This window comes from Streptomyces sp. S186 (assembly GCF_051603415.1).
In the GTDB taxonomy this organism is placed as follows: Bacteria; Actinomycetota; Actinomycetes; order Streptomycetales; family Streptomycetaceae; genus Streptomyces.
In genome coordinates this window covers 766,102-779,495 of record NZ_CP193932.1, presented here as the reverse complement: position 1 = coordinate 779,495, position 13,394 = coordinate 766,102, and the positions used below count along the sequence as shown (strand labels likewise).

Genomic DNA, 13,394 nt, shown 5'->3' with positions numbered 1-13,394 from the left:
ATCCCGCTGGACAACGCGCGCACCGGACGCTGGGATGGGACGGTGCCGACCGATCCCGCCGACGACGCCACCGAGCTCTTCGAAGCCCACCGCCCGTTGCTCCACGGTGTGGCCTACCGCATGCTCGGCCGGGTGGCCGACGCCGAGGACGTCGTCCAGGACGCCTGGCTGCGCTGGTCCGCCGCCGACCGGTCCGAGGTGCGCGAACCGCGCGCCTATCTCGTCCGGATCACCACCCGGCTCGCCGTCGACCGGCTCCGCCAGGTGCAGTCCCGCCGCGAGTCCTACGTGGGGCCCTGGCTGCCGGAACCGCTCGTCACGGACGTCCTGGCCCCCGGCCGGCCCGCCCCGGACGGCGCGGAGCGGGCGGCGCTCGCCGAGACCGTCACCTTCGCCTTCCTCCTCGTCATGGAGGCGCTCTCCCCGTTGGAGCGCGCGGTGTTCGTGCTGCGCGAGGCGTTCGACTACCCGTACGCGGAGATCGCGACCGTCCTGGAGCGCAGCGAGGCCGCGGTGCGCCAGCTGGCCGGGCGGGCCCGCCGCCATGTGGAGGAGGGCCGGCCGCGGTTCGACGTCGACCCGGACCGGCAGCGGGAGTTGACCGTACGCTTCCTGTCCGCCGCCGCCGGCGGCGACCTCGACGGGCTGCTCGACCTCCTCGCGGCGGACGCCCGGCTGGTCGGGGACAGCGGCGGCAAGGCCAAGGCCCCGCTGCGGATCATCGACGCGCCCGACAAGATCGCCCGGTTCCTCATCGGCGTCGTCCGGATCTCCCCGGCCGACCTGGAACTGCACTTCCTGGAGATCAACGGCGGTATCGCGCTGCTCACCCGCCTCGGCGGCACCCCGGACTCGGTCTTCCAACTCGCCATCCGGGACGGCCGGATCGAGACGGTCTACCTCGTCCGCAACCCCGACAAGCTGGCGTCACTGGCCCGCTAGCCGGGCCGCCGCCCGCAGGCCGCTCCGCGGGCTCGCCAGTACCGGCACGCCGCCGTCCGCGAACCGCTCGGCGGCGGGTGCCATGGACGCCTGCGCCAGGACGAGGGCGTCGACCCCGCCGGCCTCCCGTACCCGGCGCACCGCGTCGGCGACCGCCGCCAGGCTCCCCTCCTGGTCGCCGGCGGTGAAACGCTCCCAGGCGTCCGGCACGAGCACGGTGCGCACCCGCGCCGTCCGCCCGGCGCGGCGGGCCTCGTCGGCGATCAGCTCCGTGGTGGGCGCCAGGGTGCTCTCCACCGAGGCGAGGACCGCGATCCGGGACCCGGTGGCGACGGCCTCCGCGGCCATCGGCCGGTCGACCCGCAACACCGGCACGCCCAGCGCCGGCCCGGCCGCCTCGGCCACCGTGCCCAGCGTCGAGCAGGTGCACAGCACCGCCCCGGCCCCGGCGCGCACCAACGCGCCCAGCTCCCCGGCGACCTTCTCCGCGACCGCGTCGGGCCCCGACTCCCGTGCGGCGGCAAGGAGTTCCGGCCGTACCAGATGCCGCAGCGGCAGCCCGGGGGCGTCCGTGTCGCGCAGCGCGTCGAAGACGGGGACATGGACCGGCGAGGTGTGCAGCAGGGCGAGCATGGCAGGAGGGTAGCGCCCGCCCGGAGGCCTGCCGGCGGCCGGGGGAGCCGCGGTGAGCGGGCGGAATCGGTGGGCGAATTGGTCTTGACCAAGGGTGGGGGCGGTCATATCGTCGGGATACTGCAACAACCTTTCATAAAGAAGCGCTCAATATCCGGTGCGCGGGCGGACCGGCCGACGACGGCGGTCCACGTGCGGGCCAGGGCGCGGCGACCCGCGGCGCGGGCCGTCACATTTCGGGGCCCGCGCGCGGGCCGTACGTCACCGGGTCCGGATGCGGGCCCGCGGCCATGGGGGTGGGGACCACGCAGCTCGAAACGGCTCCGGAGCCCAAGTACTGGCATCTGAAGACCGTGCTCAGTGACGCACTGGACACCGAGTTCGCGGTCGGTGAGGTGCTGCCCAACGAGCGGGATCTGGCGGCCCGTTTCGGCGTCGCCCGGGCCACGCTCCGGCAGGCGCTCGAACAGCTTGAACTGGAGGGCAGACTCCAGCGCCGCCGCGGTGTCGGCACCACCGTCGCCCCGCCGCGGGTCGGCGTCGCCGTCGACCCCGCCCGGGACACCTGGCCCGGTGCCGCCGGCGACGACTGGCAGCCGGTCGCCGCCAGCGCGTCCGACACGGTGCCCGCGGCGGTGGCCCGTCTGCTGGAGACCATTCCCGGGGAGGCGGTCCACATCGTGCGCCGCAGCCGGGTCTCGGCGGGCCGGCCGGTCGCCGCCGAGCTGCTCTACGTCCGCGCCGACGCGGTTCCCGGCTGTGCCGCAGCGGCCGTCGACGACCCGGCCGCCCGCGCCCGGGCCGTGCTGCACGCCCTCCAGGAGCGCGATCTGGACGGCCAGGAGCGCACCGTCGAGCTGGGTTCGGCCCGCGCCGAGGACGCCAAGCAGCTGGACCGGCTGCCCGGTTCTCCCGTCCTCGTCGTCACCACCCGCTATGTCTCCCAGGGCCGGGCCGCCGCCGTCGCGGTCTCCACCTACCGCGCCGACACCTGCCGGCTCACCTTCGGGGAGCGCGAGGCGGAGCCGCTGCTCGCCGGCTGACCGGCCGTCGCCGTGCCTGAGGTGCCGCCCCGGTTGCGGCACCGTACGGCGCCGCCCGTGTTCTTCCGCTCTTCACGGTGTGGGGCCCGCTACGGGGGCGTGTGCGTGCGTTCCCGGTGGCGGGCCCTTCGCCGTCGTACCGTCCCGGCGCGGGCGCGCGGTTCAGCGCCGCCGCCCCGTCACCGTCCCCTCCACGGCGAAGAGTTCGCCCTCCACGTGGTCCAGCGCCAGCCGCAGCGCCCCGGTGGCGATCGCGGCCGGTCCCAGCCGCGACAGGACCACCTCCGGCGGGCGCAGGCAGTAGCGCGCCAACTCCCGGCGCAGCGGCCCGAGAACGCCCGCCAGCCCCGACGCCCAGCCGCCGATCACCACCAACTCCGGATCCAGGGCCAGCACCAGCGCCGCGACGTCGTGCACCAGCCGTCGCAGGAAGCGGTCCACCGCCTCCCGCGCCTGCCCGTCCCCGTCCCTGGCCGCCGCGAACACCGCCGCCACCTGCCCCTCGTCCAGCGGGTGCAGCGGCTCGCCGGTCGTGGACAGCAGCGTCTCCGGCGTGGCCTCCCGGCCCAGCAGATGCAGTGCGCCGATCTCCCCGGCCGCGCCGCCGAATCCGCGGTGCAGCCGCCCGCCGATCAGCGACCCGGCCCCCGGACTCAGCCCGGCCAGCACGAACACCACGTCGTCGGAGCCGGTGGCCGCGCCCTGCCAGTGCTCCGCCACGACCGCCGCGTTGGCGTCGTTCTCCACCAGGACCGGGCAGCGGAACGAGCGCCGCAGCCGTCCGCCGAGCGGCAGTCCCGTCCAGCCGGGCAGCGCGGTGCCCAGCCGGACGGTGCCGTCCGCCTCCATGATGCCCGGGCCGGCCACCCCGACCGCGCGCAGCGAACTGCGGGCCACGCCCGCATGCCGCAGCAGGTCGGCCACCATGGCCCGCACCCGCTCCAGCCGCTCCTCGGGCGGCGCGGTCTCCGCCACCGCGCGCTGCGCCGAGTCCCGCACCCGCCCGCTGAGGTCGGACAGCAGCGCCGCGACGCGGTGCGGGCCGATCTCGATGCCGAGCAGATGGCCGGCCTCGGTGCGGAAGCGGAAGCGGCGGGCCGGGCGGCCCTGACGGCGGGCCTCGCCCTCCTCGGCGGGCGCCTCGGCCACCAGCCCGGTCTCGATGAGCCCCTCGATCACGCCCTCGACCGTCGGCCGGGACAGGCCGGTCACCTGGACGAGGTCGGTGAGCGTGGGGGAGTCCGCGGCGCGCAGCGCGTGCAGCACCACCGCGGAGTTGATCCGTCGCAGCAGGGAGGGGTCCCCGCCGGTGAGCCGACCCAACGTCCGTCTCCTCGCCTCGCCTGTCTGGCGGATCGTAGCCGGTCAGCGGGTGTGCGGCGAGCCCCGGGAACCCCGCGGGCACCGGACCGGAGCGGCCCGCGGCGCCGATGCGTTGCGCGCGCACGGCCAATTGTCAGACCCCCGCGGTTTACTGACGGTATGACGACAGAACCCCCGCGCGACCCGCGGACCCAGCCACCCGGCGGACCGCCCGCCGGCCTCGTCGCCCGGCTCGACGCCTTACGCGTGCGCCCCTTCCCGGAGCGGACGGAGCACACCGCGGCCGGCACGAGCGGCCCGGGCTTCCATGTGGCGCGCCTGTGGGCGACCGGCCCGCTGTGGGACGCGGACCCGGCGGACGCCGCGGCCGCCCGGGAGAGCTGCGTCGAGGAGCTCGCCGCGCTGGTCGCGGTGGTGTCCTTACGTCGCGGCGAGCCCGTCGTCCACGAGCTGGCGGAGGCCCTGGAGCGGAGCGCCATGGGTCTGCCCGTCCCGCCGCCGCTGGCGCTGCTGGCCGGCCTGGTGCCGCGGCTGTACGTCTGGCGGGACGGCCGCCGCTGGTTCGCGGTCGGCGCGGGCCAGGCCGGCGACGGTCAGCCGCACCAGGTGCTGGCCGCCACAGCGGACGGACCGCTGCCGGGGGGTGGATGACCATGTGGCCGGTGCGCACCCGCCGCGGGTCAGGAGTCGGCGAACGCCGCGGCGCGCAGCCGGCCGTACTCCTCCGCCATGGTCGCCAGTGTCCAATGGGCGTTCAGGCCGCTGGGGTTGGGCAGCGCCCAGATGCGGGTGGCGCCCAGGGTGCGCTCCTGCGGGCCGATCGCGGCGCGCTTGTCGTCGAAAGCGACGCGGTAGGCCGTGACGCCGGCGACCGCGAGCCAGCGCGGCCGGAGCCGGGCCACCTTCTCCGCCAGCAGCCGGCCGCCCTCGCGGTACTCCTGCGCGGTCAGCTCGTCGGCCCGCGCGGTCGGCCGGGCCACGACGTTGGTGATGCCCAGGCCGTGGTCGAGCAGTTCGCCCTGCTCGGCGGGGCGGAACAGCCGGGGCGTGAAGCCGGCCGCGTGCAGGACGGGCCAGAAGCGGTTGCCGGGGCGGGCGAAGTGGTGCCCGGTGACCGCCGTCATCAGCCCGGGATTGATTCCGCAGAACAGCACCCGCAGCCCGCCCGCGACGACGTCGGGGACGACGCGGTCGCGGGCGGCCTCCAGTTCCTCAGGGGTGAAGCGCATGCCGGCTCCGGGTCAGAGGATCGCGCCGGGGGTGTAGGCGGCGGCCTCGGGGTGCTGCTCGGCGATCTTCTCGATCCGGGCGACGACGGTGGCCACCTGGTCGGCGGCCGCGCCGGTGAAGGACAGCTTGTCCGCCATCAGCTCGTCCAGCTGCGCCCTGTCCAGCGGGAGCCGGCCGTCCGCGGCCAGCTTGTCGAGCAGTTCGTTGCGCTCGGCGCCCTGCTCGCGCATGGCCAGGGCCGAGGCCACCGCGTTCTCCTTGATCGCCTCGTGCGCCTCCTCGCGGCCCACCCCGGCCCGCACCGCGCCCATCAGGACCTTGGTCGTGGCGAGGAAGGGCAGGTAGCGGTCGAGCTCGCGGGCGACCACGGCCGGGAAGGCGCCGAACTCGTCGAGCACCGTCAGGAAGGTCTCCAGCAGCCCGTCCAGCGCGAAGAACGCGTCCGGCAGCGCCACCCGGCGGACCACCGAGCAGGAGACGTCGCCCTCGTTCCACTGGTCGCCGGCCAGCTCCCCGGCCATCGAGGCGTAGCCGCGGAGGATCACCATCAGGCCGTTGACGCGCTCGCAGGAGCGGGTGTTCATCTTGTGCGGCATCGCGGAGGAGCCGACCTGGCCGGGCTTGAAGCCCTCGGTGACGAGTTCGTGCCCGGCCATCAGCCGGATCGTCTTGGCCAGCGAGGACGGCGCGGCGGCCAGCTGCACCAGCGAGGTCACCACCTCGTAGTCCAGCGACCGCGGGTAGACCTGGCCGACGGAGGTGAACGCCTGCCCGAAGCCGAGGTGGGCGGCGATCCGCTGCTCCAGCTCGGCGAGCTTGGCGGCGTCCCCGCCGAGCAGGTCGAGCATGTCCTGGGCGGTGCCGACCGGGCCCTTGATGCCGCGCAGCGGGTAGCGGGAGAGGAGTTCCTCGACCCGGGCGAAGGCGACCAGCAGCTCGTCGGCGGCGGTCGCGAAGCGCTTGCCCAGGGTCGTGGCCTGCGCGGCGACGTTGTGCGAGCGGCCGGCCATGACCAGCTCGGAGTGCTGGGCGGCCAGCGAGCCGAGGCGGGCCAGCACGGCGACCGTGCGGTCCCGCACCAGCTCCAGCGACAGCCGCACCTGGAGCTGCTCGACGTTCTCGGTCAGATCGCGGGAGGTCATGCCCTTGTGGATCTGCTCGTGTCCGGCCAGGGCGTTGAACTCCTCGATCCGGGCCTTGACGTCGTGCCGGGTGACCTTCTCCCGCTCGGCGATCGAGGCCAGGTCCACGGTCTCCAGGACCCGCTCGTAGTCGGCCAGAGCCTGCTCGGGGACCGCCACCCCCAGGTCCTTCTGGGCGCGCAGCACCGCAAGCCACAGCTTCCGCTCCAGCTTGACCTTGTACTCGGGGGACCACAGCACGGCCAGCTCCGTGGAGGCGTAGCGGCCGGCCAGGACATTGGGGATGCGAGGCTTCGCAGACACAGCAGTCACGTGGCCAGAGTCTACTGGCGATTTGCGCAGGCCAGCGCCCCGGTCCCGGCTGTACGTTCCTACAGGCGCCGTGCCCCGGCGCGGGCCCCCACCGTACCGTCCGGTCACCGCGCCGCACCCGGGGCGGCCCGTGCCGTCAGACCTCGTCGTCCTCGGCCCGGCGCTCGCCCTCCGCCTGGGACGGCTGGGTGCGCATCGTCTCGGGGTGCCGCGCCTCCTTCGGGTCCCGGTCCTCCTCCAGCCGCTCGCCCTCGGCCTGGGAGGGGGTGGTGTACTCGTCGTACTGACTCATGGCGGCCTCCGTGCAGTCGGAACGTATCCGGACAAAACGAGCGTAACGCCTGGCCTGGCCCGCGGCCCGCGCCGATCCCGCGTACGGGGACGCCCCCTCGGGCCCGCCGTCGTGTGCTCGGGCCACGACGCCCCAACGGCGCGCACCCGGCGCGGCGTTGGGGCGTCGAGAGGGGCCCGGTGACCCGGTCAGGCGCCGACGTAGGCCGCGAGATGCTCGCCCGTGACGGTGGCGCGGGTGGCGACGAGGTCGGCGGGGGTGCCCTCGAAGACGATCCGGCCGCCGTCGTGGCCGGCGCCGGGGCCGAGGTCGATGATCCAGTCGGCGTGCGCCATCACCGCCTGGTGGTGCTCGACGACGATCACCGACTTGCCGGAGTCGACGAGCCGGTCGAGCAGGCCCAGGAGCTGCTCGACGTCGGCGAGGTGCAGGCCGGCGGTCGGCTCGTCGAGGACATATGTGCCGCCCTTCTCGGCCAGGTGCGTGGCCAGCTTCAGCCGCTGCCGCTCGCCGCCGGAGAGCGTGGTGAGCGGCTGGCCCAGGGTGAGGTAGCCCAGCCCGACGTCGGCGAGCCGCCGCAGGATCCGGTGGGCGGCCGGTGTGCGCGCCTCGCCCTCGGCGAAGAACGCCTCGGCCTCGGCCACCGGCATCGCCAGCACCTCGCTGATGTCGCGGCCGCCGAGGCGGTACTCCAGCACCGACGCGTCGAACCGCTTCCCCTCACAGTCCTCGCAGGTGGTGGAGACCCCGGCCATCATCCCCAGGTCGGTGTAGAGGACGCCGACGCCGTTGCACGTGGGGCAGGCGCCCTCGGAATTGGCGCTGAACAGCGCCGGCTTGACACCGTTGGCCTTGGCGAACGCCTTGCGGATCGGGTCGAGCAGCCCGGTGTACGTGGCCGGGTTGCTGCGCCGCGAACCGCGGATCGGGCTCTGGTCGACGGAGACGACGCCCGCCTCGGCGGGGATCGACCCGTGGACGAGCGAGCTCTTGCCGGAGCCGGCGACGCCGGTGATCACGGTGAGCACGCCGAGCGGGATGTCCACGTCGACGTCCCGGAGGTTGTTGGCGCCGGCGCCGCGGATCTCCAGGGTGCCGTTCGGCTCGCGCACCGCGTCCTTGAGCGAGGCGCGGTCGTCGAGGTGGCGCCCGGTGACGGTGTCGCTGCCGCGCAGCCCGTCGACGGTGCCCTCGAAGCAGACGGTGCCACCGGCCGTGCCGGCGCCGGGGCCGAGGTCGACGACATGGTCGGCGATCTCGATGACCTCCGGTTTGTGCTCCACGACGAGCACCGTGTTGCCCTTGTCCCGCAGCCGGCGCAGCAGGCCGTTCATCCGCTGGATGTCGTGCGGGTGCAGGCCCGCGGTCGGCTCGTCGAAGACATAGGTGACGTCGGTGAGCGAGGAGCCGAGGTGGCGGATCATCTTGACGCGCTGCGCCTCCCCGCCGGAGAGGGTGCCCGCGGGCCGGTCGAGCGAGAGATAGCCCAGGCCGATCTCCACGAACGAGTCCAGGGTGTGCTGCAGCGCGGTGAGCAGCGGCGCCACCGACGGCTGGGCGAGCCCGCGCACCCAGTCGGCCAGGTCCCGGATCTCCATCCGGCAGGCGTCGGCGATCGAGAGCTTCTCGATCTTCGCGGCGCGGGCGTGTGCGGCGAGCCGGGTGCCGTCGCAGTCGGGGCAGGCGGCGAAGGTGACCGCGCGCTCCACGAACGCCCGGATGTGCGGCTGCATCGCCTCCTTGTCCTTCGACAGCAGCGACTTCCGGATCCGCGGGACCAGCCCCTCGTAGGTCATGTTGATGCCCGCGATCTTCATCCGGGTCGGCTCGCGGTGCAGCAGGTCGTGCAGTTCCCGCTGGGTGAAGCCGCGGATCGGCTTGTCCGGGTCGAAGAATCCCGACTCCGCGTAGAGCCTGGAGTTCCAGCCGCCGCCGGTGTAGCCGGGGACGGTGAACGCGCCCTCGTTGATGGACTTGCTGTCGTCGTAGAGCTGGGCCGGATCGAGGTCGGAGACCGCCCCGCGGCCCTCGCAGCGCGGACACATGCCGCCGACCCTGTTGAAGGTGACCTTCTCCGCCTTCTTGGCGCCGCGCTCCACCTTGATCGCGCCGGACGCGGAGACCGAGGGCACGTTGAAGGCGAAGGCTCCGGGCGGGCCGACGTACGGCGTGCCGAGCCGGCTGAAGAGGATCCGCAGCATCGCGTTGGCGTCGGTGGCGGTGCCCACGGTGGAGCGCGGGTCGGCCCCCATCCGCTGCTGGTCGACGGATATCACGGTGGTCAGCCCGTCGAGGACGTCGACCTCGGGCCGCGCCAGGGTGGGCATGAAGCCCTGGACGAAGGCGCTGTAGGTCTCGTTGATCAGCCGCTGCGACTCGGCCGCGACGGTGTCGAACACCAGCGAGCTCTTGCCGGACCCCGAGACGCCGGTGAACACCGTCAGCCGCCGCTTGGGGAGTTCGATGCTGACGTCCTTGAGGTTGTTCTCCCGCGCGCCGTGGACGCGGATCAGGTCATGGCTGTCGGCGGCGTGCTGCGCGGGCAGGTCCGGCCGTGCGGCGCTGCTCATGGTGTCTCCCTCTGCGAGGCGGGGCCGCCGGGTTGCGGCGGCGGTCGTCGGACGGCTCAGCGGATCTCGTTGATGCGGATCAGGTTGCCCGCGGGGTCGCGGAAGGCGCAGTCGCGCACCCCGTAGGGCTGCTCGGTCGGCTCCTGGACGACCTCGGCGTCGCCGGCCTGCAGCCGCTCGAAGGTGCCGTCGAGGTCCTTGGTGGCCAGGACGATGATGCCGTAGGTGCCCTTGGCCATCATCTCGGTGATGGTGCGGCGTTCGTCGTCGGTGACGCCCGGGTCGGCGGCCGGCGGGTGCAGCACGATGGCGGTGTCGGGCTGGCCGGCGGGGCCGACGGTGATCCAGCGCATGGTGCCGCCGCCGACGTCCTGGCGGACCTCGAAGCCGAGGGTGTCGCGGTAGAAGGCGAGGGACGCCTCGGGGTCGAGGTGCGGGAGGAAACTGGCGTGAATGGTGATGTCCATGGCGCTCAGGCTAGGTCCGGCCGTTCGCCCGCGCTTCTCGATTCCTGACCGGTCTGGTGACCTGCTTCGCGACGCACGGCGGCGGCTCCGGCGCGGTGGCCGCCGCGGCGCGCCGGTAGGCGCCGGGCGGCACCCCGACGAGTTCGGTGAAGCGGGTGCTGAAGGTGCCCAGCGACGCGCAGCCGACCGCGAAGCAGACCTCGGTGACGCTGAGGTCGCCGCGGCGCAGCAGCGCCATCGCGCGCTCGATGCGCCGCGTCATCAGGTACGCGTACGGCGACTCCCCGTAGGCGAGCCGGAACTGGCGGCTGAGGTGCCCGGCCGACATGTTCACGCCGCGGGCGAGCGCCTCGACGTCCAGGGGCCGTGCGTACTCCCGGTCGATCCGGTCGCGGACGCGGCGCAGCAGGGCGAGGTCGCGCAGGCGCTGGGACGCGGCGGGTTTGCTGGTCACGTCCGCGATCGTGCCACGCGGCGGCGGAGTTTCCCAGGCGGTGAGGGGGCGGGCGGTCGGGCCGGCCCCGCTCAGGACGGCGCCACCCGCCGCCAGCCCGTCACCGGGCCGGGGTCGGCGTGGTCCGCGGGCGCTATCCAGAAGGCCCGGCCCTGCTCGGCGTCGAACTGGGCGCCCGCGCGGCCGTCGCCCGAGGAACGGCCGGTGAGCCGGCGGCCGATCCACGGCACCAAGTGCTCGCGGGCGAACCGCAGATCGGCGGTGCGGCGGGCGGCCCAGCGGGGCGGGGCCGCGGGCGGCAGCGGGGCGTTCCAGTCCGAGGCCGCGGGCAGTCCCAGGGTCTGCCAGACGGCCTCGGCGACCCGGCGGTGCCCCTCGGCGTTGAGGTGCAGCCGGTCCTCGGCCCACATCCGCGGATCGGCCAGCGCCTCGGACGCGTAGAGGTCCACGACCAGGGCGCCGTGCCGGGCGGCCAGCTCGTCGATCCGCGCGAAGAGCTGCGTCATCCGCGGACGGAAGCGCTCCAGGACCGGCCCGCGGCGGCCCGGGCTGCGCATCAGCACCAGCTGCCCGCCGCCGCGCGCCAGCAGCTCCGCGCAGTCCGCGAGCCGCGCGCACACCCGGTCCACGTCGCACGTGGGGCGCAGCACGTCGTTCAGCCCGCCGACCAGCGTCACCAGGTCGGCGCCCATCGAGGCGGCCGGGCCGCACTGCTCGTCGGCGATCTGGTCGATGAGCTTGCCGCGCACGGCGAGGTTGGCGTACCGGAAGCCGGGCGGGGGGAGCGCGTCGGGGGTCCGGTCGTCCGCCGGCCGGGAGAGGCCGGCGAGCCGGGTGGCGAGCAGGTCCGCCCAGCCCCGGTAGGAGCCGTCCGGGAGGGTGTCCGACATGCCCTCGGTGAAGCTGTCGCCCACCGCGACAAAACTCGTGTACCGCACATTGGTCTCCATGGCGCGGTGATCCTATCCCGCGGTGTACGGTCGACAGCGGCCGGAGTACGGGCCGCGCAGGGATCGGAAAGACAGAGGTGGGCGTGGGATGAGTCCTCGGCGGGGCACGGATCCGGAGGCGGCGACGTTCACCGAACGGGCCCGCCGGCAGCAGCTGATCGACTGCACCATCGACCTGATCTCCACCCGCGGCTACCCCGCGACGTCGCTGTCCGCGATCGCCGAGCGGGCCGGGGTCTCCAAGGCGGCGGTGCTCTACCACTTCTCGTCGAAGGACAACCTCACCCGGGCCGCGCTGACCCAGGTGCTGGACCAGTTCGGCGACCATGTCCGCGCGCGGGTCGAGGCGGCCCCGGACCCGCTGGCCGCGCTCGTCGCCTATGTCCGCGCGATGATCGGCTACCAGCGGGACCACCGCCGCCAGGTCCGGGTGATCACCGAGATGCTGCTCGACGACCACGGCGGCACCCGTCTGAAGACGCCCGGTTCGCACGACACCTACGGCCGCTGGCAGGCCCTCGCCGATCTCCTGACGGAAGGTCAGAAGGCGGGTGTGCTGCGGGAGTTCGACCCACGCACGATGGCGCTGGCGATCGGCGGCGCGATCGACGGGGTGATCGGGCACTGGCTCGCCCACCCGGACCTCGATCTGGACGCCGCCGCCGCCGAGTTGGAGACCTTCACCCTCAACGCCGTGGCGCGCCGGGACTGACCCTGGCGAAGTCCGGCGTCGGCTCCGGCCGGAAGCCGACGCCGCCGAGATAGCCGGTGACGGTCCGCAGCGCCGGCACGCTCCGCAGCAGCCGCATCGGCACCGGCAGCCGGTCGCCGCGCAGCGTGCCGTCCAGCGCGGCGCGGATCATGGCGTGCTCCTGCTCCTGAGACTTCTGGACCAGCGCCATCGGCCACTCCCGCCGCCGCTGCACCCGGGCCAGGTCGTCGCTGCCGACCGTCCCGCGGCGCAGCGGGCCGGCCAGGATCCGGGCGGCGGCCACCGCGTCCTGAAGGGCGAGGTTGACGCCGACCCCGCCGACCGGCGACATGGTGTGCGCGGCGTCCCCGAGGCAGAGCAGGCCGGGCCGGTGCCAGCGCCGCAGCCGCCCGAACGTCACTTCCAGCAGCTTGACCTCGTCCCAGGAGCCGATGGTGCCGGTGACCTTGTCGTCCCAGCCGAACAGCGCGCCCAGCCGGTCCCGCAGCCACTGGATGTCATGGGCGCGCATGGCTGCGTCCTGTCCCCTGCCGATCAGGTAGGACGTCTGGAAGTACGACCCGCGGTCCATGGTGACCGCGGCCTGGCCGCCGCCGAACCGGCCGAAGACCCGGCCCCCCTTGAGGGCGTCGGCCGGGGCGTCCACCCGGATCTGCCAGACGTCCATCGGGACGTCGAAGTACCGCTGGCGCATCCCGGCCAGCTCCCGGATCACGGAGTCCCGGCCGTCGCAGGCGAAGGTCAGGTCCGCGGCCAGTTCCCCGGGCTCGCCGTGCTCGTCGACGTAGCGCACCCCGGTCACCCGGCCGCCGTCGGTGCGCAGCCCGGTGGCCCGGGTGCGCATCCGCAGGGTGAACGAGGGCTCCTTCGCCGCCGCGCGGGCGATCAGGTCGAGGAAGTCCCACTGCGGGACCATGGCGAAGTACTTGTGCCGGCCGGGGATGCGGCGCATGTCGGCCAGCACCACGGTGGTGCCGTCGATCTGGACCCGCATCTCCTCCAGCTTCGGGAACGGCAGCCGCGCGAACTCCGCGCCGAGGCCGAGGTCGTCGAGCAGATTCAGGGTGGACGGGTGGACGGTGTCGCCGCGGAAGTCGCGCAGGAAGTCCCCGTGCTTCTCCAGGACGGTCACCTCGATGCCGGCCCGGGCCAGCAGGAGTCCGAGCATCATGCCGGCCGGGCCGCCGCCCACCACGCAGCATGTCGTGCGGTTCATGGTGTTCCCCCTCGTCGCGTGCGCGTACGGATGCGTGACCGGGCGCCGCGGTACCGCGAGCGCGGACGCGACTGACCGATCGGTTAGCAATCTAACCGATCGGTCAGT

14 protein-coding genes are annotated in these 13,394 nt (G+C 74.2%); 4 read left to right on the top strand and 10 right to left on the bottom strand.

All coding sequences use genetic code 11. The annotated features are described in order from the left end of the window. Window positions 1–42 precede the first annotated feature (42 nt). On the top strand, window positions 43–942 hold the full coding sequence (locus ACRAS8_RS03460) for an RNA polymerase sigma-70 factor (RefSeq protein ID WP_438484263.1): 900 nt from the start codon (window positions 43–45) through the stop codon (window positions 940–942). On the opposite strand, the gene ACRAS8_RS03455 is transcribed toward ACRAS8_RS03460, so the two are convergent. Further along, complete coding sequence (locus ACRAS8_RS03455) at window positions 928–1,575, bottom strand: aspartate/glutamate racemase family protein (RefSeq protein WP_438484262.1); 648 nt, start codon at window positions 1,573–1,575, stop codon at window positions 928–930. The two genes, ACRAS8_RS03460 and ACRAS8_RS03455, sit on opposite strands and share 15 nt — an antisense overlap. 296 nt (window positions 1,576–1,871) lie before the next feature. Between ACRAS8_RS03455 and ACRAS8_RS03450 the strand changes: the two genes are divergently transcribed. Further along, a complete protein-coding gene (locus ACRAS8_RS03450) occupies window positions 1,872–2,618 on the top strand; it encodes a GntR family transcriptional regulator (protein WP_438484261.1) in 747 nt (248 codons plus the stop codon). A 162-nt stretch (window positions 2,619–2,780) separates the two neighbouring features. On the opposite strand, the gene ACRAS8_RS03445 is transcribed toward ACRAS8_RS03450, so the two are convergent. Further along, on the bottom strand, window positions 2,781–3,941 hold the full coding sequence (locus tag ACRAS8_RS03445) for an ROK family protein (protein ID WP_438484260.1): 1,161 nt from the start codon (window positions 3,939–3,941) through the stop codon (window positions 2,781–2,783). 159 nt (window positions 3,942–4,100) lie between these two features. On the opposite strand from ACRAS8_RS03445, the gene ACRAS8_RS03440 reads away from it, so the two are divergent. Then, entirely contained in the window at window positions 4,101–4,592 is a 492-nt protein-coding gene (locus ACRAS8_RS03440) for a hypothetical protein (RefSeq protein WP_438484259.1), read from the top strand. A gap of 29 nt (window positions 4,593–4,621) precedes the next feature. Here ACRAS8_RS03440 and mug read toward each other — a convergent pair whose 3' ends face one another. From mug to ACRAS8_RS03405, 7 genes are all read right to left on the bottom strand, one after another. Continuing rightward, window positions 4,622–5,170 (bottom strand): G/U mismatch-specific DNA glycosylase, encoded by a 549-nt coding sequence (gene mug, locus ACRAS8_RS03435; protein ID WP_438484258.1) that lies wholly within the window; start codon window positions 5,168–5,170, stop codon window positions 4,622–4,624. 12 nt (window positions 5,171–5,182) lie between these two features. Next, window positions 5,183–6,616, bottom strand: a complete 1,434-nt coding sequence (purB, locus tag ACRAS8_RS03430) for an adenylosuccinate lyase (protein WP_438490336.1) — start codon at window positions 6,614–6,616, stop codon at window positions 5,183–5,185. Between the two features lie 145 nt (window positions 6,617–6,761). Then, complete coding sequence (locus ACRAS8_RS03425; RefSeq protein ID WP_438484257.1) at window positions 6,762–6,917, bottom strand: hypothetical protein; 156 nt, start codon at window positions 6,915–6,917, stop codon at window positions 6,762–6,764. A 188-nt stretch (window positions 6,918–7,105) separates the two neighbouring features. Beyond that, on the bottom strand, window positions 7,106–9,487 hold the full coding sequence (locus tag ACRAS8_RS03420; RefSeq protein WP_438484256.1) for an ATP-binding cassette domain-containing protein: 2,382 nt from the start codon (window positions 9,485–9,487) through the stop codon (window positions 7,106–7,108). A 56-nt stretch (window positions 9,488–9,543) separates the two neighbouring features. Beyond that, complete coding sequence (locus ACRAS8_RS03415; RefSeq protein ID WP_438484255.1) at window positions 9,544–9,954, bottom strand: VOC family protein; 411 nt, start codon at window positions 9,952–9,954, stop codon at window positions 9,544–9,546. Window positions 9,955–9,964: 10 nt separating this feature from the next. Further along, on the bottom strand, window positions 9,965–10,408 hold the full coding sequence (locus tag ACRAS8_RS03410; protein WP_438484254.1) for a helix-turn-helix transcriptional regulator: 444 nt from the start codon (window positions 10,406–10,408) through the stop codon (window positions 9,965–9,967). A 71-nt stretch (window positions 10,409–10,479) separates the two neighbouring features. Next, the gene (locus ACRAS8_RS03405) at window positions 10,480–11,358 is read right to left on the bottom strand and encodes an SGNH/GDSL hydrolase family protein (RefSeq protein WP_438484253.1); all 879 of its coding nucleotides are present in this window, start codon (window positions 11,356–11,358) and stop codon (window positions 10,480–10,482) included. Between the two features lie 88 nt (window positions 11,359–11,446). Between ACRAS8_RS03405 and ACRAS8_RS03400 the strand changes: the two genes are divergently transcribed. After that, window positions 11,447–12,070 (top strand): TetR/AcrR family transcriptional regulator, encoded by a 624-nt coding sequence (locus tag ACRAS8_RS03400; protein WP_438484252.1) that lies wholly within the window; start codon window positions 11,447–11,449, stop codon window positions 12,068–12,070. Here ACRAS8_RS03400 and ACRAS8_RS03395 read toward each other — a convergent pair. Then, window positions 12,045–13,286 carry an FAD-dependent oxidoreductase gene (locus ACRAS8_RS03395; protein WP_438484251.1) on the bottom strand — a complete coding sequence of 414 codons (1,242 nt, stop codon included), beginning with the start codon at window positions 13,284–13,286 and terminating at the stop codon, window positions 12,045–12,047. The two genes, ACRAS8_RS03400 and ACRAS8_RS03395, sit on opposite strands and share 26 nt — an antisense overlap. Window positions 13,287–13,394 lie beyond the last annotated feature (108 nt).

What these genes read in the sequence shown, in the direction of transcription:
- ACRAS8_RS03455 (WP_438484262.1), bottom strand. Translation starts at nt 1,575, where the DNA reads ATGCTCGCCCTGCTGCACACCTCGCCGGTCCATGTCCCCGTCTTCGAC.
- ACRAS8_RS03440 (WP_438484259.1), top strand. Translation starts at nt 4,101, where the DNA reads ATGACGACAGAACCCCCGCGCGACCCGCGGACCCAGCCACCCGGCGGA.
- mug (WP_438484258.1), bottom strand. Translation starts at nt 5,170, where the DNA reads ATGCGCTTCACCCCTGAGGAACTGGAGGCCGCCCGCGACCGCGTCGTC.
- ACRAS8_RS03425 (WP_438484257.1), bottom strand. Translation starts at nt 6,917, where the DNA reads ATGAGTCAGTACGACGAGTACACCACCCCCTCCCAGGCCGAGGGCGAG.
- ACRAS8_RS03420 (WP_438484256.1), bottom strand. Translation starts at nt 9,487, where the DNA reads ATGAGCAGCGCCGCACGGCCGGACCTGCCCGCGCAGCACGCCGCCGAC.
- ACRAS8_RS03415 (WP_438484255.1), bottom strand. Translation starts at nt 9,954, where the DNA reads ATGGACATCACCATTCACGCCAGTTTCCTCCCGCACCTCGACCCCGAG.
- ACRAS8_RS03405 (WP_438484253.1), bottom strand. Translation starts at nt 11,358, where the DNA reads ATGGAGACCAATGTGCGGTACACGAGTTTTGTCGCGGTGGGCGACAGC.
- ACRAS8_RS03400 (WP_438484252.1), top strand. Translation starts at nt 11,447, where the DNA reads ATGAGTCCTCGGCGGGGCACGGATCCGGAGGCGGCGACGTTCACCGAA.
- ACRAS8_RS03395 (WP_438484251.1), bottom strand. Translation starts at nt 13,286, where the DNA reads ATGAACCGCACGACATGCTGCGTGGTGGGCGGCGGCCCGGCCGGCATG.